Annotated in this window: 18 protein-coding genes; 10 read left to right on the forward strand and 8 right to left on the reverse strand. The window is 72.2% G+C overall.

Features of this window, described 5'->3' with window-relative positions; translation table 11 throughout:
* Positions 1 to 116 precede the first annotated feature (116 nt).
* Both gap and AB0B57_RS28405 read right to left on the reverse strand, forming a co-directional pair.
* The gene (gap, locus tag AB0B57_RS28400) at positions 117 to 1127 is read right to left on the reverse strand and encodes a type I glyceraldehyde-3-phosphate dehydrogenase (RefSeq protein WP_357076304.1); all 1011 of its coding nucleotides are present in this window, start codon (positions 1125 to 1127) and stop codon (positions 117 to 119) included.
* 4 nt (positions 1128 to 1131) lie between these two features.
* Positions 1132 to 1725: a TetR family transcriptional regulator gene (locus AB0B57_RS28405; RefSeq protein WP_357076307.1), complete on the reverse strand. Its 594-nt coding sequence runs from the start codon at positions 1723 to 1725 to the stop codon at positions 1132 to 1134.
* Between the two features lie 89 nt (positions 1726 to 1814).
* On the opposite strand from AB0B57_RS28405, the gene AB0B57_RS28410 reads away from it, so the two are divergent.
* From AB0B57_RS28410 to AB0B57_RS28420, 3 genes are all read left to right on the forward strand, one after another.
* Positions 1815 to 2519, forward strand: coding sequence for a cytidine deaminase (locus tag AB0B57_RS28410; protein ID WP_357076310.1), 705 nt, complete (start codon positions 1815 to 1817; stop codon positions 2517 to 2519).
* Positions 2520 to 2665: 146 nt separating this feature from the next.
* Positions 2666 to 3946 carry a thymidine phosphorylase gene (locus AB0B57_RS28415; RefSeq protein ID WP_357076313.1) on the forward strand — a complete coding sequence of 427 codons (1281 nt, stop codon included), beginning with the start codon at positions 2666 to 2668 and terminating at the stop codon, positions 3944 to 3946.
* A 112-nt stretch (positions 3947 to 4058) separates the two neighbouring features.
* The gene (locus AB0B57_RS28420; RefSeq protein WP_357076316.1) at positions 4059 to 4739 is read left to right on the forward strand and encodes a DUF4272 domain-containing protein; all 681 of its coding nucleotides are present in this window, start codon (positions 4059 to 4061) and stop codon (positions 4737 to 4739) included.
* 2 nt (positions 4740 to 4741) lie between these two features.
* Here AB0B57_RS28420 and AB0B57_RS28425 read toward each other — a convergent pair whose 3' ends face one another.
* Together AB0B57_RS28425 and AB0B57_RS28430 are read right to left on the reverse strand one after the other, a co-directional pair.
* Positions 4742 to 5746, reverse strand: coding sequence for a putative RNA methyltransferase (locus AB0B57_RS28425; RefSeq protein ID WP_357076319.1), 1005 nt, complete (start codon positions 5744 to 5746; stop codon positions 4742 to 4744).
* A 1-nt stretch (position 5747) separates the two neighbouring features.
* Positions 5748 to 6245, reverse strand: a complete 498-nt coding sequence (locus tag AB0B57_RS28430; protein ID WP_357076322.1) for a MarR family transcriptional regulator — start codon at positions 6243 to 6245, stop codon at positions 5748 to 5750.
* Positions 6246 to 6302: 57 nt separating this feature from the next.
* Between AB0B57_RS28430 and AB0B57_RS28435 the strand changes: the two genes are divergently transcribed.
* Together AB0B57_RS28435 and AB0B57_RS28440 are read left to right on the forward strand one after the other, a co-directional pair.
* The gene (locus AB0B57_RS28435; protein ID WP_357076325.1) at positions 6303 to 6770 is read left to right on the forward strand and encodes a PPOX class F420-dependent oxidoreductase; all 468 of its coding nucleotides are present in this window, start codon (positions 6303 to 6305) and stop codon (positions 6768 to 6770) included.
* A gap of 52 nt (positions 6771 to 6822) precedes the next feature.
* Entirely contained in the window at positions 6823 to 7896 is a 1074-nt protein-coding gene (locus tag AB0B57_RS28440; protein WP_357076328.1) for an adenosine deaminase, read from the forward strand.
* 5 nt (positions 7897 to 7901) lie between these two features.
* Here the strand turns inward: AB0B57_RS28440 and AB0B57_RS28445 are convergent, their stop codons facing one another.
* A complete protein-coding gene (locus tag AB0B57_RS28445) occupies positions 7902 to 8195 on the reverse strand; it encodes a hypothetical protein (protein ID WP_357076331.1) in 294 nt (97 codons plus the stop codon).
* A 503-nt stretch (positions 8196 to 8698) separates the two neighbouring features.
* Here AB0B57_RS28445 and AB0B57_RS28450 point away from each other — a divergent pair.
* The 4 genes from AB0B57_RS28450 (at position 8699) to AB0B57_RS28465 (ending at position 13731) form a co-directional block, all read left to right on the forward strand.
* Positions 8699 to 12259: a nitrate- and nitrite sensing domain-containing protein gene (locus tag AB0B57_RS28450; RefSeq protein ID WP_357076334.1), complete on the forward strand. Its 3561-nt coding sequence runs from the start codon at positions 8699 to 8701 to the stop codon at positions 12257 to 12259.
* Positions 12256 to 12660: a roadblock/LC7 domain-containing protein gene (locus AB0B57_RS28455; protein ID WP_030329023.1), complete on the forward strand. Its 405-nt coding sequence runs from the start codon at positions 12256 to 12258 to the stop codon at positions 12658 to 12660. Before AB0B57_RS28450 ends, AB0B57_RS28455 begins: the two co-directional genes overlap by 4 nt.
* Before the next feature lie 98 nt (positions 12661 to 12758).
* Positions 12759 to 13136 carry a DUF742 domain-containing protein gene (locus AB0B57_RS28460; RefSeq protein WP_030329021.1) on the forward strand — a complete coding sequence of 126 codons (378 nt, stop codon included), beginning with the start codon at positions 12759 to 12761 and terminating at the stop codon, positions 13134 to 13136.
* Position 13137: 1 nt separating this feature from the next.
* The gene (locus tag AB0B57_RS28465; protein WP_007455465.1) at positions 13138 to 13731 is read left to right on the forward strand and encodes an ATP/GTP-binding protein; all 594 of its coding nucleotides are present in this window, start codon (positions 13138 to 13140) and stop codon (positions 13729 to 13731) included.
* 229 nt (positions 13732 to 13960) lie between these two features.
* On the opposite strand, the gene AB0B57_RS28470 is transcribed toward AB0B57_RS28465, so the two are convergent.
* Together AB0B57_RS28470 and AB0B57_RS28475 are read right to left on the reverse strand one after the other, a co-directional pair.
* The gene (locus AB0B57_RS28470; RefSeq protein WP_357076589.1) at positions 13961 to 16426 is read right to left on the reverse strand and encodes a transposase; all 2466 of its coding nucleotides are present in this window, start codon (positions 16424 to 16426) and stop codon (positions 13961 to 13963) included.
* 39 nt (positions 16427 to 16465) lie between these two features.
* Positions 16466 to 17416: a DNA primase gene (locus AB0B57_RS28475; protein WP_357076338.1), complete on the reverse strand. Its 951-nt coding sequence runs from the start codon at positions 17414 to 17416 to the stop codon at positions 16466 to 16468.
* A 160-nt stretch (positions 17417 to 17576) separates the two neighbouring features.
* Between AB0B57_RS28475 and AB0B57_RS28480 the strand changes: the two genes are divergently transcribed.
* Positions 17577 to 17918, forward strand: a complete 342-nt coding sequence (locus AB0B57_RS28480) for a helix-turn-helix transcriptional regulator (RefSeq protein ID WP_357076340.1) — start codon at positions 17577 to 17579, stop codon at positions 17916 to 17918.
* Positions 17919 to 17934: 16 nt separating this feature from the next.
* Here the strand turns inward: AB0B57_RS28480 and AB0B57_RS28485 are convergent, their stop codons facing one another.
* On the reverse strand, positions 17935 to 18609 hold the full coding sequence (locus AB0B57_RS28485) for a permease prefix domain 1-containing protein (RefSeq protein ID WP_357076343.1): 675 nt from the start codon (positions 18607 to 18609) through the stop codon (positions 17935 to 17937).
* Positions 18610 to 18674: the final 65 nt, after the last annotated feature.

The raw sequence follows: 18674 nt of genomic DNA on the forward strand, positions 1-18674 counted from the left end.
CCTGCGACGGGCCCCCCCCCGCTGCCCCCACCCTAAGACCCTGGGCCCCCCACCCCCCGGGGCCCGGGGCTGACCCCCCCGCCGGGCACGCCTGTGGGCGTCAGCCCACTACGATGTCAGGCGGCGGCGGTCGCCGCGATCCGCTCGGAGAACTCCACGAGGCGGTTGGAGAAGCCCCACTCGTTGTCGTACCAGCCGAACACCTTGACCTGGTTGCCGACGGCCTCGGTCAGCGGCGCGTCGAAGACCGCCGAGTAGGGGTTGCCGACGATGTCCGCCGAGACCAGCGGCGCCTCGGAGTACTGCAGGTAGCGCCGCAGCCCCGGGGAGGCGGCGGCCTCACGGAACGCCGCGTTGACGTCCTCGACGTCGGCGCGCTGGCGGAGGACCACGGTGAGGTCGGTGATCGAGCCCGTCGCGACGGGTACGCGCAGTGCGGCGCCGGTGAGACGCCCGTCGAGCTCCGGGATGACCTTGCCGATCGCCTTCGCCGCGCCCGACGACGTCGGGATGGTCGAGACGGCCGCCGCGCGGGCACGGCGCAGGTCGGAGTGTGGCGCGTCGTGGAGCCGCTGGTCGCCCGTGTAGGCGTGGATCGTCGTCATCAGTCCCGACTCGATGCCGAACGAGTCGTTGAGCACCTTCGCCAGCGGCGCCAGCGAGTTCGTGGTGCAGGAGCCGTTGGAGAAGACGTCGTGGCTGTCCGGGTCGAGGCTGTCGTCGTTCACGCCGAGGACGAACGTGGGGACGTCCCCCTTGGCCGGCGCCGAGATGATGACCTTCCTCGCGCCGCCCTTGAGGTGGGCTGCCGCCGCGCCGCCGTCGGTGAAGTGACCGGTGGACTCGATCACGACGTCGGCGCCGACGTCGCCCCAGGGGATGGTGGCCGGGTCGGACTGCGCGAAGACCCTCATGCGCGTGCCCTGGACGGCGATCGCGTCGCCGTCGTAGGCGACGCCGTCCAGGTGGCCGGAGACCGAGTCCCACTCGAGCAGGGTGGCCAGCGTGCGGGCATCGGTGAGGTCGTTCACCGCGACCACCTCGACGTCGGCGTTGTTGGCCAGGGCCGCGCGCAGGTAGGTGCGCCCGATCCGTCCGAACCCGTTGATGCCGATGCGTACCGTCATGGCTTCAGTTCCTCCTGTTGTTCTCGTGGGCGGGCCCGGCTGGTGCCGCCGCCCGGAGCAGGGCGAGAGCACCGGCGCGGGCATCGTCGAACGGGCCCGGGTCCTGCTGGGCGATGGCGAGCACATAGCCGCCCTGTAGGACGGCCATCAGGGTGTTGGCGAGTTGCTCGGGGTCGAGGTCGTCCCGCAGTTCGCCCGCGGCGACGGCCTCGCGCAGCACCGTGACCCAGCGGACGCGGACCTCAGCGAACGCGCGCGCCACCGGGGCGAGCAGCACCGGGTCCTCGCGGACCTGCGGGTCCTGGGTCATCCGGCCGACCTTGCAGCCCTTGAGGGCGTCGCGGGGTCGCATCAGGTATGCCTCGATCCGAGCCATCGGGTCGCCCGGACCGTCGAGTTCGGACCGGGCCGGCAGCAGATCGGCGACGTTGCGCTCAAGGGCGGCGAGCGCGAGATCCCGCTTGGTCGGGAAGTGGTGGTACATGCTGCCCTGACCCACGCCGGACCGCTCGCGAACGTCACGCGGGCTGGTGTCGGCGTAGCCGCGCTCCCACATGAGCTGCCTCATCGTGTCGACGAGTAGTTGTCGCGAGTCCATGGCATCACTGTACATACCAGTAGGTACAGTCCGCCCGTGGACCCCGCCCTGCCCGCTCCTGACCTGGGCCGCCTGGGCAGAATGGTGGCATGACCGACATTGACTGGGCGCGACTGCGCGCCGCCGCCACCGACGCGATGCGGCACGCGTACGCGCCGTACTCGACGTTTCCGGTCGGCGCGGCCGCGCTCGTCGACGACGGCCGCGTGGTGGTCGGCTGCAACGTGGAGAACGCCGCGTACGGGGTGACGCTGTGCGCCGAGTGCGGCGTCATCTCCAGCCTGCACGCCACCGGTGGCGGTCGACTCGTCGCGCTGTCCTGCGTCGACGCGACAGGTGAACCGCTGATGCCGTGTGGTCGCTGTCGGCAGCTGCTCTGGGAGCACGGCGGGCCGGAGTGCCTGATCGAGAGCAAGACCCGCCCGCTGCGGATGGCCGAGCTGCTGCCGCACGCCTTCGGCGTGGAGGACCTGGAGGCCGTCACCGGGGAGACGCCGGTGCCGGTGGTCCCGGAGCGGCTGGCCGCCTGGCGTGGGCGTGGCACCGTCTTCGTGCACCCGGACATGTCCGCCGGGCAGCAGGTCTGGACTGCCTACTGGGAGCGGTCGGCCGGAGACGACGTCGGTGCCGAGACCGGTGTGCTGGAGGAGGCCCCGAGCTGGGACGACCCGGCCGAGGCGATCACCTGGGGCCTGGCCCGGACACCGCGTGTGGTGGTGGTCGACGCCACCGGCACGATCTTCTGGGCTGGGGAGGGTGAGCCGCCTTTGGAGATCCCGGTGCGCTGGTCTTGATTGTGGTTGCGGTTGGGGGCGGGGGCCGACCGTGCCCGGCTCCGGGCGGTCAGGCTTGATCCCTCCGCCGGGCACGGTCGGCCCCCGCCCCGACCTGGGCGCGGGCCGCCGGTCGGTTCCTCCAAACGACTAGGGAAGATCTTTCAATGAGTGGTTTTGCTGCTGTTGACGTTATTCGGGTCAAGCGGGATGGCGGGGTGCTGTCGGACGCACAGATCGACTGGGTGGTCGACGCGTACACCCGGGGGGTTGTCGCCGACGAGCAGATGTCGGCGCTGGCGATGGCGATCCTGCTCAACGGCATGACCGGGCCGGAGATCGCCAGGTGGACCGCCGCGATGATCGCCAGCGGCGAGCGGCTGGACCTCTCGGCGGTACGCCGGCCGACAGTCGACAAGCACTCCACCGGCGGCGTCGGCGACAAGATCACGCTGCCGCTCACCCCGCTGGTGGCGGCGTGTGGCGCGGCCGTGCCGCAGTTGAGCGGCCGCGGTCTCGGGCACACCGGCGGCACGCTCGACAAGTTGGAGTCCATCCCGGGCTGGCGGGCCACGGTGAGCAACGACGAGTTCATCGCCCAGCTCGACGAGGTCGGCGCGGTGATCTGCGCGGCCGGTGCCGGGCTCGCCCCGGCCGACCGCAAGCTGTACGCGCTGCGCGACGTCACCGGCACGGTGGAGGCGATCCCGCTGATCGCCAGCTCGATCATGAGCAAGAAGATCGCCGAGGGCACCGGCGCGTTGGTCCTCGACGTGAAGGTCGGCTCGGGTGCCTTCATGAAGTCCGTCGACCAGGCCCGCGAGCTGGCGCGCACGATGGTCGAGTTGGGTGGTGCGCACGGCGTTCGGACGGTCGCCCTGCTCACCGACATGTCCACCCCGCTCGGCCTGGCGATCGGCAACGCGGTGGAGGTGACCGAGTCGGTCGAGGTGCTGGCCGGAGGTGGACCTGCCGACGTGGTGGAACTGACCCTCGCGCTGGCCCGGGAGATGCTCGACGCGGCCGGCCTGCCGGACGCCGACCCGGCGGCGGCACTGCGCGACGGCCGGGCGATGGACTCCTGGCGGGCGATGATCCGGGCGCAGGGTGGCGACCCGGACGCGCCGATGCGGACCGCGAACGAGGTCGAGGTGGTCCGCGCCGAGCGGGACGGGCACGTCGCGGCCGTCGACGCGTACGCGATGGGGGTTGCGGCGTGGCGGCTTGGCGCGGGTCGGGCCCGCAAGGAGGACCCGGTCAGCGTGCCGGCCGGGGTGGTGTTGCACCGGCGGCCGGGTGACCCGGTCCGGGCTGGTGACCCCCTCTACGAGCTGCGTGCCGAGGACGCGACGCGGATTCCGGCGGCGTTGGCCGAGGCCGCCGACGCGGTGCGGATCGCGCCGACCGCCCCGGCGGCGACGCCGCTGGTCATCGAACGCATCGGCTGAGGCGAAACAGGGGTCGGGGTGGCGTGGTGCCGGTCACCTTGGAGCGCTATTGTCGCAGGCCAAGGGGGGACAACCGGCGTTGAGCCGGCGCGAGCAGACAGGAAGACCCGCCGTGACCGTTGCTGCTCCCAACCCACGTGAGGTGCGCGAAGCGAGCCTGGACGAGCTGTCCCGGCTCGGCCTGCCGCTGCCGCCGGCCCAGTTCCCGCTGGTCTGGGAGCCGGGCGACGAGATCGACCTGCGCCCCACTGCGGAGATCGAGGCGCGGATCGCCGTGCTGCACCTGATCCTGGCCCGCTGCTTCGGGATGCCCCCGGAGGCGGCGATGAGCTGGCTGCTCGGCTCGCACCTGGTCGAGATGGTCACGCCACCGGAGTGGCAGTTCGTGATGGGCGGCAAGGGCGACCACCGCTCGTTCGTGCTGCACCACGACGCGCTCTTCGCGCTGGCCTGGGTGCTCGGGTTGAGCAAGCAACTCGACCCGACCCTGGCCGTCGACGAGCGGCTGGTCGAGCGGCTGCCGCACATCGCCGAGGGGGAGACGTTCCCGCGCTGGCGTTCCCGCATCCTCACCGCGCCGCAGCACCCCGCCGACGCGGCCGCCCTGCTCGACCTGCACTACTGCCTGGACTGGGCGTACCTGGAGACCGAGCGCGACGGTCGACGGGCGCCGGGCCTGGTCGACGCGAACGCGATCGGGCAGCGCCGCTGGGCGCTGGAGTGGGCGGTGATCCTGCGCGGGCCGTACCACGACGAGCCGCCGGGTTGGGAAGAGGTCGACCTCTCCACCTGAGCTCAGCGCGGTCGGTACGCGTCGACCCGCACCGCCACGGTCACCCGGACCGGTTCGGGCAGCGCCGCCAGCCGGGCGCGCAGTGCCTCCGGGTCGGTGTGCCACGCGTTCGGGCCCATGCCCACCAGGGTGGCGACCTCCGGCCGGGCCAGGGCCAGCTCCGCCCGGTGCGCCGACGAGCTGACCAGGGTGAAGTGCCCGCCCAGGCTGCCGGTCACCCGGTCGGCCTTGTCCGGGTCCACCCGCAGCAGGGCCAACGCACCCACCAACTCGGTGAGATGGTCGGTGTCGGGTGTGACCACCAGCAGGGTGCCCGCCGGGTCGAGCACCCGGTGGAACTCCGGGCCGTTGCGCGGGGCGAAGACGTTGAGCAGCACGGCGGTCGAGGCGTCCGCGAGCGGCAGCCGCTGCCAGGTGTCGGCGAGCGCCGCGGCGGCCCGGGGGTGCGCGCGGGCCGCGCGGCGCAGCGCCGGCTTGGACACGTCCAGGGCCAGACCCACGGCGTCCGGCAGCGCCGCCAGCACCGCGCCGAGATACCGGCCCGTGCCGGCGCCGGCATCCACCACCAGGGGGTACGCCCCGACGTCCGCCGCCGCCGGTTCGACACGTACCCCTGCCGTGGTGTCCTTTGCTCTGTTTATCTCCGCGCGCCGGTCCTGCTCGGACATCGTCGCGTCGGTTGCCGCGGAGCGGGAGTCGGACGGCGTGGCTCCCAATGGCGTGGCGGCCGTCGTGCGCAGCCGGGCAGTGGCCTGCGTCGCGGCAGCGGCGAGGGCGGCCGAGATGACGTCGTAGTGCCCGGCGGCCTGGAAGTCCGCGCGCGCGGCGACCATCTCGGCGGTGTCGCCCACGTGCGGGGCCCGGCCGGTGAGCAGGTTGACGTAGCCCTGGCGGGCGATGTCGAAGCTGTGCCGCCGTGGGCAGCGCAGGGCCCTCGCGTCGGTGGCCAGCCCCAGCGGTTCGGCGCAGACCGGGCAGCGCAGTCGGTCGAGGATGTGGGGGTCCACCTCAGGCCTCCGCGGCGGGCCGCGGCCGGGTGGCCCGAGGGGCCGGGTCGGCGAGGTTGTCGACCACCCGGTGGGTGAGCGCGCCGAGGGCGTCGACCTCCGCGGGGGTGAGCAGGTCGATCAGGTGCCGGCGGACGGCGGCCACGTGACCGGGTGCGGCGGACTCGATGGCCTGCCGGCCCGCCGGTGTGAGCACGACGACCGAGCCGCGGGCGTCGTCGGCGCACTCCTCGCGGGTCACCAGGCCACGCTGTTGCATTCGGCTCAGGTGGTGGGAGAGCCGGCTACGTGACCACAGCATCCGGTCTGCCAGCTCGCTGAGGCGCAGGCGCCCCTGGGGTGTCTCGGAGAGGTCGGACAGCACGTCGTAGTCCGGCTCGGAGAGGCCGGCGTCCTGGGTCAGGTCCCGGGCCAGCTCCAGGTCGAGCAGTCGACGCATCCGGCGGTAGCCGCGCCAGGCGCGGTCCTCCCGCTCGTCCAGCCACCGGGGTGCGTCCATCCGGCGAGTCTAACGCTTTCGTTGACATGTCATCAATCTGCCTCTAGCGTCGATGACATGTCAACCAATTCTCTCCAGGACGACCCGACCAGCCGTCCCGCTCGGGCCGACGTGGACGACCGGCTGTGGGAGCTGTTCGGTCAGCGGGGGCGCGGGGTGCTGGTCACCCTTCGCCGGGACGGGCGGCCCCAGCTGTCCAACCTCGACTACCTGGCCGAGCCGGGGTTGATCCGCTGCTCCACCACCGCGGGCAGGGCGAAGGTGCGCAACCTGCGCCGCGATCCCCGGGCCAGCTTCCACGTGACCACGCCGGACGGCGGCGCGTACGCGGTCGCCGAGGGGACCGTGACGCTCACCGAGCCGGCCGCGGCCAGCACCGACGAGACGGTCGACGAGTTGGTCGAGGTCTACCGCCGGATTCGCGGCGACCACCCGGACTGGGCGGACTACCGCGCCGCCATGGTCGCCGACGGGCGGCTTGTGATCCGCCTCGACGTGCACCGGGTGTACGGGTGGCGGCCATGACGCCCGGCCGGTCCCGTACCGGTCCGCCCAGGCCGCTGGCTAGGGTCTGAGCATGGTCGCAACTATCCGGTACGAGGACATTGTCAAGGCTCCGAAGGCGCTGCTGCACGACCACCTCGACGGCGGGCTGCGGCCGGCGACGATCGTCGACCTGGCCGCGGAGGTGGGCCACGAGTTGCCCACCACCGACCCCGAGGCGCTCGGACGCTGGTTCGTGGAAGCGGCCAACTCCGGCTCCCTGGAGCGTTACCTCGAGACGTTCGCGCACACCGTGGCCGTCATGCAAACCCCGCCCGCGCTGCGTCGGGTGGCCCGCGAGTGCGCACTGGACCTGGCCGCCGACGGGGTGGTCTACGCCGAGGTGCGCTTCGCCCCGGAGCAGCACCTGGAACAGGACCTGAGCCTGGACGAGGTCGTCGAGGCGGTGCTGGCCGGGTTCGCCGAGGGCACCGCCCAGGCCGTCGAGGCGGGCCTGACCATCCGGGTGGGCACCCTGCTCACCGCGATGCGTCACGCCGCCCGCTCGCAGGAGATCGCGGAACTGGCCGTACGGCACCGGGACGCCGGGGTGGTCGGCTTCGACATCGCCGGCGCCGAGGCGGGCTTCCCACCCACCCGGCACCTGGACGCCTTCGAATACCTGCAGCGGGAGAACTTCCACTTCACCATCCACGCCGGTGAGGCGTTCGGTCTGCCGTCGATCTGGCAGGCGATCCAGTGGTGCGGGGCGGACCGGCTCGGTCACGGGGTGCGGATCGTCGACGACATCGCCCCCGACGGCGCGCTCGGCCGGCTGGCCGCGTACGTGCGGGACAAGCGGATCCCGCTGGAGTTGTGCCCCTCGTCGAACGTGCAGACCGGCGCGGTGGCCTCGATCGCCGAGCACCCGATCGGCCTCCTGCGGGACCTGCGGTTCCGGGCCACCGTCAACACCGACAACCGGCTGATGAGCGGCACCTCGATGTCGCGGGAGATGTCGCTGCTGGTGGAGAACTTCGGCTACGGCTGGAAGGAGATGCAGTGGTTCACCATCAACGCGATGAAGAGCGCCTTCATCCCCTTCGACGAACGGCTGCGGATCATCGACGAGGTGATCAAGCCGGCGTACGCCGACCTGCTGGCCTGATCGGCTCAGGCGTGCGGGTGGCCGGCGAGCAGGCCGGCCACCCGACGCAGCACCTCCCGGGCGCGGGCCGCCTCCGCGCCCAACCCGGTCTGCCGACGCAGCACCGCCGGCTCGGCCCGCAACAGTGCCACGCCCCGGCTGACCAGCACCCCGGGTGCCTTGCGCTGCTCGGACAGGTCGCGGGCCAGCCGGCGCAGGAAGGTCGCACCACGCGGCCGGCGCAGCGCGTACGCCCCGGCCAGCAGTCCGCGGCGACGGCACTCCTCGACGATCTCGGCGGCGAAAATCCCTTCAGCCACGAAAAGTGGCGATCCGGCGAGATCAAATGACCGGGTGGCCACCCGTCGATCTGCGCCGATCGCATAAACCGGCACATCGGCTCGGCCCTCACGAGCGAGCTGGGCAATGATTTCCACCGCACTCGGGGCGTCCCAGGACTCTGGTGATTCCCAATCCACCTGGTCGTTTCGTCGCGGCAACGTAGGGTCATCGCCGTCTTTGTAGAAGTCGTCCAAGCAGAGCACCGGGAGGCCGGTTTGCTGGGCTATGTACGACTTCCCGGACCCGGAAGGCCCGGCGAGGAGGACAACGCGGTGCGGATGTTTCATTACCTTCAGTTACTCCGGCCAGACGGACTGCTATCAAATCGCATCAACATCTCATCACACCTTCGGTAGGTGACAACCTGGGCTTTCTTCTTGTCGACCGGCGTGATGGAATCTCGGGGGTCCGACCCGCCGGGTCGGTCGCTGGGCGTTGCCCGGAGGCAACGCGTTGAAGCTGTAATCGCGAGGGCGGTGACGTGAGCAAACGGCCAAAGACGGCGGGCTCCTTCCTGTCGCGGCTGCGCCGGCCGGCCAGCCGGCTCCGGGACATGCCGATCTGGTCCAAGCTCGGTCTCATCATGATCGTGCCGACCATCGCCACGGTCGTGGTGGGCACCAGTGGTCTTGTCGACCACGTGGAGACGCTCAACAATGCCAACCGAGCCGGCGACCTGGCCAACCTGTCGAGCTATTCGGGTGACCTGGTCGACGCCCTGCAGGACGAACGGACCGCCGCCGTGCTGCTGTTGGGCGCGGACGGGACGCAGCCGACGGCTCAGTACCAGGAGGCCTACAACCGGGTGAACTCCCGGGTGGACCAGGAAGCTGGCCCCTACCGCCAGCAGCGGACCGAGGTCGAGGACCTGCCGAGCAGCCTCGAGACGCTGCTCGACGGCATCGACCAGAACCTGCAGGACCTGTCCGGCATCCGCAGCCAGGTGTTCAACGGCAAGCTCGCGCTCACCGAGACCGTCCAGGCGTACGAGGGCCTGATCAGCGACCTGCTCGCCATCCGTGACTCGGCCACGCAGCTCGCCGGCGACAACGACCTGAGCGACCGGATGCGCGCCGCCGCGGCGGTCGCCCGGGAGAAGGAGTTCCTCGCCGCACGCCGGGTCGTCGTGCACCGCGCGCTGGGCGTGAAGGGCGGCAAGCGCCTGACGCCCGCGCTGCGCACCGACTACATCGCCAGCGGCACCGGCCAGCAGCAGGCACTACAGAGCTTCAAGGCCGTCGCCACCCCGGACGACGCGAAGTTCCACGACCAGACGGTCGCGGGCGGCGACCGCCGGGAGGCGCAGAACTACACCGGCTGGATCGACGGCAACACCACCGGCGACATGCGCGATGCGCCGTTCAAGCCGGACCAGTGGGAAGCCGCCATGACGGCCAACGCCAAGCTGATCCGCACCGTCGAGCGGAAGCTCGACAGTGAGGTGGTCACCGGGGCCGACACCCTCCGCTCGGACGTCCAGCGCCAGGTCTTCCTGGAGACCGGTCTGCTGCTCAGCATGCTGCTGCTGGCCATTCTCTTCGCGTACCTGGTCGCCCGCTCGATGGCCCGCTCACTGCGTGAGCTGCGGCAGGGCGCACTCTCCGTCGCCCAGTACGGCCTGCCGCAGGCGGTGGCCCGACTGCGCGACCCGCAGGTCGTCGGGCAGCTCTCCCCGGTGCAGCTGGCCAACCAGATCGCCGAACCGCTACCGGTGCGCAGCAAGGACGAGTTCGGTCAGGTGACCGAGGCGTTCAACGCCGTCCACCTGGAAGCCGTCCGCACGGCCGCCGAGCAGGCCGCCCTGCGCGCCTCCGTCGCGACCATGTTCGTCAACCTGGCCCGCCGTTCACAGATCCTGGTCGACCGCCTCATCGGGCACCTCGACCGGCTGGAGCGCGGCGAGGAGGACCCGGACCGGCTGGCCGAGCTGTTCCAGCTCGACCACCTGGCCACCCGGATGCGCCGCAACGACGAGAACCTGCTGGTGCTCGCCGGTGCCGACTCCACACGTGTGCAGCGTGAGCCGGCCGCTCTGATCGACGTGCTGCGCGCCGCGCAGTCCGAGGTCGAGCACTACACCCGCATCGAGTTCGGTGTCATCGACCGTGACATCGAGGTCGCCGCGCACGCGGTCAACGACCTGGTGCACCTCGTCGCCGAGCTGTTCGACAACGCCACCGCGTTCTCGCCGCCCGACTCGCAGGTGATGGTCGAGGCCCGCCGGGTCGGCGACCGCTCCTCGCTGTACGTCGAGGACCGCGGCATCGGCATCAGCGCCGAGCAGCTGCACGACCTCAACGAGCGGCTCGCCACGCCGCCGCAGGTGGACGTCGCGGTGTCCCGGATGATGGGCCTCGTCGTGGTCGCTCGGCTGGCGTCCCGGCACGGTGTCCGTGTCGAGCTGCGCCCCGGCTCCGACCGCGGCACGGTCGCCGACGTGACCCTGCCCACCTCGGTGCTGGTGCCCCGGGCGCTCTCCGGCCGGGTGCAGCAGCCGCCGGCCCTGCCTGCGTCCGGTGGCCCCCAGCAGGGCGGGTCCGTGCCGGTCTTCGGTGCGCTGCCCGCACTCGGCAACCACCCGCGCTCCAGCGAGTCCGGCAACCAGGTCACCCTCGGCGGTCGTCCGTTCGAGCCGGCATCGCGAAACGGTGCCGGCACCCCCGCCAACGCCGGTGCGTACGGTTCGATGCCGGCCTGGTCGGATCTGACCGGTGCGGCCGGGACGAACGGCGTCAACGGTGGCGACGGGTTCACCCCGCGGCCGGCCAACGGCCAGCCGATCGACCCGCTGCCGCAGCGCCGCTCCGGGGACGACGCTCCGACCACCGGTCAGCAGCCGTCCATTCCCCGGCAGTTGCCGAGCAGCCCCGAGACGCGTCCGTACTCGGTGCCGCCGGTCTCCGCGCAGCCCTACTCCGGCGCGCCGGTCTCCGCCTCGCCGGCCTCGGGTCAGCCCTACTCCGGGCAGCCCTACTCGGGTGCCCCGTACGGCGGTCCGCCGGTGTCCGCCGCGCCGGCCTCCGGGCAGCCGTACGCTGGTCCGCCAGTGTCCGCCTCGCCGGTGTCCGCGTCGCCGGCGTCCGGTCAGCCGTACTCGGTGCCACCGGCGTCCAGCCAGTCGTTCAGCGGGTTCGCGACCCGGTCCACCCCACCCGCGCAGGCGCCCAGCGCCCCCGCACCCCCGGCCTGGCCGCCGGTGCCGGGTGGCGACCGGGACGCGGCGACCCCGCCGGTGCCGGAGCGGCTCGCCGCCGCCCTGGACATGACGACGGAGCTGCCGCGCGTGCCGCGACCCGGCGAGCAGCCGCCCGCCGCGGCCCAGCCGCCAGCTCCGGCTCCGCAGGCCCGGCCGGCGCCACAGCAACCGCAGGCGCAGAACCGGCAGCGGTACGCGGACGAGACGATGGAGCTGCCGATCTTCCGGGAGCTGGAGTCGGCCTGGTTCCGGACCCGCCGCCCGGGCTCGGAGGAGTCCACCGCCGCCGCCCAGCCGAGCACGAACGGCGACACCGCGACCCAGCAGTTCGCCACGGTCGAGGCCACCGGTCGGACAGTCCACAAGACACCACCCGGGACGACAGGTAACACACCGATGGCAGACACTCCGACGGCCGGAGGAGCGCCGCGGGACAACGGCTCCACAGCGAACGAGGGCACCCGCCCCAGCCTCGCCGAGAGCCTGCCGAACCGCCGGCCCCAACCGCAGAGCAACGGCTGGCAGACCGCGGCTGACGACGGCTGGCGTGCCGCTTCGGCGGCGGCCGGCGCGGCACCGGTGAGCGAGACCACCACTACCGGCCTGCCGAAGCGCAAGCCGATGGCGCAACTCGTACCGGGTGCGGTGGAGAAGCCCGCCACCTCGGTCCAGCGCCGTTCCCCGGAGGCGGTCCGTGGCCTGCTCTCCGCCTACCACCGGGGTGTGCAGCGAGGGCGTAGCACCTCGGACAACCCGACCAGCCCGGAGGCAACTCCGGGAGGGCAATCCTCGCAGTCTGGCTCAGGCCCGGTGGCCGGGAGCGGGCAGAAGGAGCAAGAAGGATGACAACTACGCAGGATCTTGGTTGGCTGCTGGCCAACTTCGCCGACCGGGTGCCCGGCGTCGCGCATGCGGTCGCCGTCTCGGCGGACGGCCTACTCCTGGCGTCGTCACGGGATCTGCCGCGCGACCGGGCCGATCAGCTTGCCGCGATCTCCTCGGGTCTGGTCAGTCTGACCCAGGGGGCAGCCCGCTGCTTCGAGGGAGGCGCGGTGTTGCAGACCGTCGTGGAGATGGACAATGGTTTCCTGTTCCTGATGTCCATCTCGGACGGCTCCTCCTTCGCCGTGCTGGCCGCCCGCAGCTCCGACGTGGGCCAGGTGGGCTACGAGATGGCACTGCTGGTCGACCGGGTGGGCGACGCGCTTACCCCGCAGCCGCGTGCGGCTGCGGGCATGCTGGGCTGACGCCTCGCCGATCGTGAGGTCGGCAAGACTGCAACGACGACAACGACGGGTTTCACCGGTGGGAGCCGGTAGCGGGCACGAAGGGGGTGAGCGGCGAGATGGCCGATCGTGACGAACCAACCGGAGCGTTGGTGCGTCCATACGCCGTGACCCGCGGTCGTACCCGTCCTCGGCTCGACATCGCGCTGGAGGCGCTCGTCGAGACGACGGTGCGCGGCCGGGCCGCTGCCAATGGCAACGGCGGCCAGGGCCGCGAACACCAGTACATCGCCGCGCTGTGTGACGGTCGTGTGCAATCGCTCGCGGAGATCGCGGCGCGGATGCAGCTCCCGCTCGGTGTGGCCCGGGTGCTCATCGCCGACATGGCGACGGACGGCCTGGTCGCGGTTCACGAGCCGACCATTTTGGACGACTCCGACGACGCGGTGGGCACTGAACTGCTGGAGAGGGTGCTGAGTGGACTTCGCAGGCTCTGACATGTCGCACCGCCCACCGAACCCGAGTGGGCGCGTGACGTCGGCGAAGATCGTTATCGCCGGTGGATTCGGCGTAGGTAAGACGACGCTGGTCGGCTCGGTCTCGGAGATCACGCCGCTGACCACCGAGGCCATCATGACCTCCGCCGGCGTGGGCGTCGACGACACCCGGCAGGTGCCGGGTAAGACGACGACCACGGTGGCTATGGACTTCGGCCGGATCTCGATCGACCGTGACCTGATCCTGTACCTGTTCGGTACGCCGGGTCAGACCCGATTCTGGTTCATGTGGGACGAACTGGTTCGGGGCGCCATCGGTGCGGTCGTGCTCGTCGACACGCGCCGGCTGGCCGACTGCTTCGCGGCGATCGACTTCTTCGAGCACCGACGCCTGCCGTACCTGGTGGCGATCAACTGCTTCGACGGGATGCAGTACCACGACCCGCAGGACGTTCGAGACGCCTTGGCGATCTCGAGCGACGTGCCGGTGGTGGCCTGCGACGCCCGTAACCGGGAGTCGACGAAGCACGTGCTGATCTCGCTTGTCGAGTACGTGCTCACCATGCGCCGTACGCGCGCGGTCGCCCCGGCCTGATCGGGCACCGCACGCCCGGTGGTGGCTCCGGCCGCCACCGGGCGTTGCGCCCTGCCCCGTCGCGCTCTTCGCGCCGCTTCTCGAGATCTGGAAGGCGTCTGCCCCTGCGAGGCGCAGCTCTTCCACGATCTTCGAGGAGCGGCGTTGTCGTGTCCGCATCGCGCTGACGCGAACGCGCCCCCAGTCAGCTGACTGGGGGCGCGTTCGTGGACGGCAGAGGCGGGTGCGGTCAGGACTGGTAACCGGCGGAGCGGTACTCGTACTCCCGGTCGTCGTCACGGTCGCCGTGGTCGCGGCTGAAGTCCCAGCCGCCGGCCGCCTCGCGGCCGGGCCGACCACCCACCGCGAAGCCGCCGATCTCCTGCCCGCGACGCCAACCACGGAAGTAGCCTGTGGTGTTCTCCGCGAGGCTCGCCGCATCACGCACTATCCGCAACGGGCGCTCCTCGCGCAGCGGAGAACCAGGGACCAGGTTGGCCTGTGGCACGCGCTTCGGCAGCCCGGCGTTGGTCTCGGCACCCACCGCGGGACGCGCTGCCTGCTCGGCGGCCTGCCAGCCGGTGTCGGCAGTGGTCGACCAGTCCAGGTCGGACTCCTCGGCCTGACCGACGAACCAGGCCGACTTGGCCTGCGCGAAGATCAGCAGGTCGCCGTCGCCCTCGTCGGCGACCGGTGGCGGGCGGTGCTCGACCGGAGGCGATCGGCGCTCCAGCGGAGGTGGCCGGTGCTCCACCGGGGGTGCCGGCCGGTGCTCCGCGGTGCGGTCGGTGCGCGCGGCCGCTCGACCGCCGCGAGCGGCCTGCTCCCGGTCGACCAACCGCAACGGCGGCGTCTCCAGGTGCGCGTCGGCCGGCGGGTTGAGCCCTTCGCGCAGCGCCCGGTCAGCGAGCGGCGGTGGCTCCACCAGCCGCAGCATGGGGGGCTCCTGGGGCAGGTCGTCCGCCAACCAGGGCGGGGTGACCCGACCGTCGGCGCGACCCGGGTCGGTCGGCGCGTCGATGCCGCGGCCACCACCGTACGAGTAGGGAGCCGGGTTGTTCGGCGAGCTGTCGGCCGGGTCCTCCGGGTTGTTGACAAGCGGCCAGTTGGCCCGGGAGCCGGGTGGCGCCGACTCCTGACCAGGCCGGGGCGTCGGCACCGGAATGCTGAGATCGGTGGCGCTGAACCCGCCCGTCGGCGGCTCCTCGACCGGGCGTTGCAGGTGGCTCGGCCGGGGCTCGCCGTTGGTCTTGGGACGCGGCGGGATGACCGTGCGCTGCCGCTCCGCGCGGGCGTGGTTGATCGCGGCGGTGGTCAGCGTCGGCCGGAACGGCTCACCGGCCTCGGCCGGCGGCACCATGCCCCGCTGCGCGGGTGCGATCGGGGTGATCCCGGGCGGCGGAGGAGGCGGAGACGACACCGGTCGGTTGGTCGGGCCGTCGATCCGGTTGGGCATCGGATCGGTGCGCCCGGGCAGCGTGGACGACGGCGGGCCGGCCATCGCCGCCGGGGCCATCGGCGCGGGTGCCACCGGCGGCGGCGTGACCGGCGGCGGGGCGACCGGTGGCGGCCCGAGTGGGCGGGGCGATGCCAGCGGTGCGTTACCGGGGATCGGCTCGGGGCGGCTGCGCCGACCGACGGCCGGTGCGGGGTCGACCGCGGGCGGGGTGGGTCGGACCGACCGCAGACCGGCACCGGTGCCGGCCAGACCGGTCAGCCCCGCGTTGTTGCCGGCCAGACCGGTCAACTCGCCGACCGTCTCGCCACGGCGGGCAGCGGCCCGGCGACCGGGCGCCTGGACGGGCGTGCTGACCCGGGAGCTGAGCGCGCTGACCAGCGCCTCACACCCCGCGTCGCAGGCCCGCACGGAGGCCACGGCCTGACGGACCGTCTCGGCCACCGCGGACGTGAGCGCCCGGTTGACCGCGGCGCGGCGCGGCGTCTCGGAGATGGCGACCCGCAGCGCGGTGACCGCCTCGTTGATCTCCTCGGCGTCGGCGACCCCGTCGGCGGCGAGGTGCGCGGCGATGGCATCCGCCGCGACGGACACCTCGCGGCCCCGGGCGACGGTGCCGCCGAGCATGCCCGGCTCGGGCAGCGCGTCCAGCACCGCCAGCGAGACCGGCTCGGCCGGATCCGGGTACGCGCGCAGCGCCGCCGGGTAGAGCTCACGCAGCACCTCGCGCAGCGCCACGGCGGCGGAGTGCCGACCGCTGGCCAGCGCGGCGTGCGCGGAGAGCACCTGCTTGTAGCCGGCCAGGTCCCGGGGCGCCGGCAGGGTGACCGCGGAGAGCGCGCCCGCCTGCAACGCGCGGGCCAGGCCGACGGCCCGTCGTTCGGCCGGAGGCGACTGCATCTCCTCCAACGAGTCGTCATCGGCGAACCGCTCGGCGAAGTCGTCCACCGAGTCGTCGTCGGCGATGGCCAACGGTCGACCCGCCGCGCTCAACAGCGAGGTGACCGTGTGGTCGTCGCTGTCGGCGGCGATGGCCGCACCGCTCGGCCCGCCCGACCGCTCCACGAGCAGCGCGACGAGCTGGGCGTAGCCAGCGGCGTCATCGCTGATCTCGCAGACATGCAGCAGACGGCCTGCGTCGTCGACCACAGCGGACGTCAGCGTCGAACCGGCGGAGGCCGGTCGGTCAGCCGGATCCGCCGAGGCCAGACCGCAGTAAACGCGCACGAGCGCCACGGCGTCGTCCTCCTCCCGGGACAGGTCTTTCCTCTGCCAGCAACTGATGCTCCCCGGTACGGGTCAGTCGCGCCAGTCCACCACCGCAGAGATCTTGCCGACAATGGTGCGCCAACCCAAACTCGCGGTCTGTGCTCCGATCTTCTTCAGCCGCCGGCGACCCATGAAAGCGCCGATCCCGCCGTTGGTGGTGGCGCGCAGCGCCTCGTCCAGGTCGTCCAGGCTGGAGCCGGCGGAGAGCATGTCGAGTACCGCAGGCAGCCGCAATGCGTACGAGATGTCCCGCGCGATCTCGCCAGCCTCGATCAGCAGGGTCGAATCCCAGGTGTCGTGCCCGCCGCGCAGATTCTCCACGACCAGGTCGAGTTCGTAGGCGTCCTCGTCGAGCGGAGCGATGTCGGCCGGCTCCACCCGTTCGGACAATTCATTCCAGCTGTCCAGTTGGGACAGATCGTTGGGAGCACCGGACCGGATGAAACTGACCAACGACTCGGGGGTCTTGAACAGCAGCAGCTTGCCCCGGTTGCTGAGGAAGACCGGCACCTCCTCGTCGTCCGCCTCGTCCGTGACGGCCTCGTCGGCCTCGGTCTCGTCCTCGGCCTTGCCGGTGGCACGGCGGCCCGTCGACTCGTCCTCGTCGCTGTCGGCGAACTCGTCGGCCAGCTCCTCGTCGAGGATGACGACTGTCTCGTCGTCCTCCTCCTCGACGACCTGGCGGCGGGCGAGGAACGGGTCGTCCTGGTCGCGCTCGGTGACGTCGGTCGGGGTCAGCGAGCTGGCCGGCCGGTACGCCCGCAGCGTGAAGCCGGTGCCGGCGGGCAGGGCGATCTCCACCGGATCGATGCGCAGCTCGTCCCAGAGTGAACGGTCGACCGGGGCCGACGCGCGGTCGGTCTCCTCGGCCTGATCTGGCTCGGCCGCGCCGGTGGTGTCGTCGAGCTCGGGCTCGTCGGCGTCGGGCCGTTGGGGCGACTGGCGGGCCACGCTGACCTCCGTGTGCTTCGGGTTGCCCACCCGCCGGGGTCTCTGACCGACGAGTGACTCTGGGCACATACCCTAGTCGGCGGCCCTGGGTGACCGATGCCCGCACCCCGGTGGTCGGTTGGCGCGTGGGTTCGACCTGCTGGTGGCTGCCGCTGGCGAAGCGGCCGTTCGACAAGTAGCGTAGCTACGTATGAAGGCCCAGTCGTTGCACGGCCATCTCGACGCTCTGCTGCTCGCCGTGCTGGAGCAGGGCGAGCAGCACGGCTACGCCATCATCGAGGCGCTGCGCGAGCGCAGCGACGGCAGCTTGGACCTGCCCACCGGCACCATCTATCCGGCGCTACGTCGCCTGGAACGCGCGGGGCACGTGGCGAGCACCTGGAGCACGGTCAACGGTCGGGAACGGCGGACGTACCAGCTCACCGACTCCGGCCGCCGGGCGCTGGCCGGGGAGCGCGCCGGCTGGCACGAGTTCCAACTGACCGTCGGCCGGTTCCTCGGTCCCGGCAGCCCACCCGGCACCCCGGCCTGACCCTCCCGGGCCCGGGTCAGCGGGCGACGGCCAGCAGCCACCCGCGCGTGGCGCGGGTCAGCGAGAAGTACGCCCCGCCCACCAGCACCGCACCGATGAACATCGGCGGCCAGCGCAGCGCCTCGTCCCAGAGGTTGAGTGACCAGGTGAAGAGGGCGCAGCCGGCCACCATGCCAAGCGCCAGCAGACCGGTCAGGCCGGCGCCCACCGCGCGTTGCGCCACGGCCAGGCCCGGTCGTGGCGACCTGGCGCTCACCGCGACCACCAGCAGACCGGCCACCGCGACCAGCAACGTGCCCATCCAGATCCAGTCGACCGAGTGGGAGAGCAGCACGTAACCGGCCGGCGGGCGGGGGCCGTCGCTCCAGCTCGCCCCGCGCCAGGTCAGGTCGCCCGCGGCGATCCCGACCCCGGCGACGGCAAACATCCGCAGGGAGAGGCCGCGCAGCGCGCCCACCGCCAGCTCCGACTGCCAGGAGGGCAGCAACTGCGCCGGTGAGCCGAACTCGGCCACCGCCCGGCGCTGCGCCTCGGTGGGGGGCACACCGCTCTCCTGGTACGCCTCGACGGCGTCCAGCAGCCCGTGCCGGGCCTCGGTCAGCAGGTCGGTCTTGAGCCGCGCCGGCCCCTGCAGGCGGGCAGCCAACTCCCGCAGGTGTTCGTCGACTAACACGTCCTCACAGCGCGGCATGGCACCACCCTGCCACGACTTCACCACACCGGCCTCGGGGGGAACCCTGGTCCGTCCCGGAAGAG

The sequence above is a fragment of the Micromonospora sp. NPDC049101 genome (assembly GCF_040648675.1).
Classification (GTDB): domain Bacteria; phylum Actinomycetota; class Actinomycetes; order Mycobacteriales; family Micromonosporaceae; genus Micromonospora.

Bases quoted from the DNA above. Each gene is read 5' to 3' on its own strand.
- gap (WP_357076304.1), bottom strand. From the start codon at position 1,127: ATGACGGTACGCATCGGCATCAACGGGTTCGGACGGATCGGGCGCACC.
- AB0B57_RS28405 (WP_357076307.1), bottom strand. From the start codon at position 1,725: ATGGACTCGCGACAACTACTCGTCGACACGATGAGGCAGCTCATGTGG.
- AB0B57_RS28410 (WP_357076310.1), top strand. From the start codon at position 1,815: ATGACCGACATTGACTGGGCGCGACTGCGCGCCGCCGCCACCGACGCG.
- AB0B57_RS28415 (WP_357076313.1), top strand. From the start codon at position 2,666: ATGAGTGGTTTTGCTGCTGTTGACGTTATTCGGGTCAAGCGGGATGGC.
- AB0B57_RS28430 (WP_357076322.1), bottom strand. From the start codon at position 6,245: ATGGACGCACCCCGGTGGCTGGACGAGCGGGAGGACCGCGCCTGGCGC.
- AB0B57_RS28435 (WP_357076325.1), top strand. From the start codon at position 6,303: ATGTCAACCAATTCTCTCCAGGACGACCCGACCAGCCGTCCCGCTCGG.
- AB0B57_RS28440 (WP_357076328.1), top strand. From the start codon at position 6,823: ATGGTCGCAACTATCCGGTACGAGGACATTGTCAAGGCTCCGAAGGCG.
- AB0B57_RS28455 (WP_030329023.1), top strand. From the start codon at position 12,256: ATGACAACTACGCAGGATCTTGGTTGGCTGCTGGCCAACTTCGCCGAC.
- AB0B57_RS28460 (WP_030329021.1), top strand. From the start codon at position 12,759: ATGGCCGATCGTGACGAACCAACCGGAGCGTTGGTGCGTCCATACGCC.
- AB0B57_RS28465 (WP_007455465.1), top strand. From the start codon at position 13,138: ATGTCGCACCGCCCACCGAACCCGAGTGGGCGCGTGACGTCGGCGAAG.
- AB0B57_RS28480 (WP_357076340.1), top strand. From the start codon at position 17,577: ATGAAGGCCCAGTCGTTGCACGGCCATCTCGACGCTCTGCTGCTCGCC.
- AB0B57_RS28485 (WP_357076343.1), bottom strand. From the start codon at position 18,609: ATGCCGCGCTGTGAGGACGTGTTAGTCGACGAACACCTGCGGGAGTTG.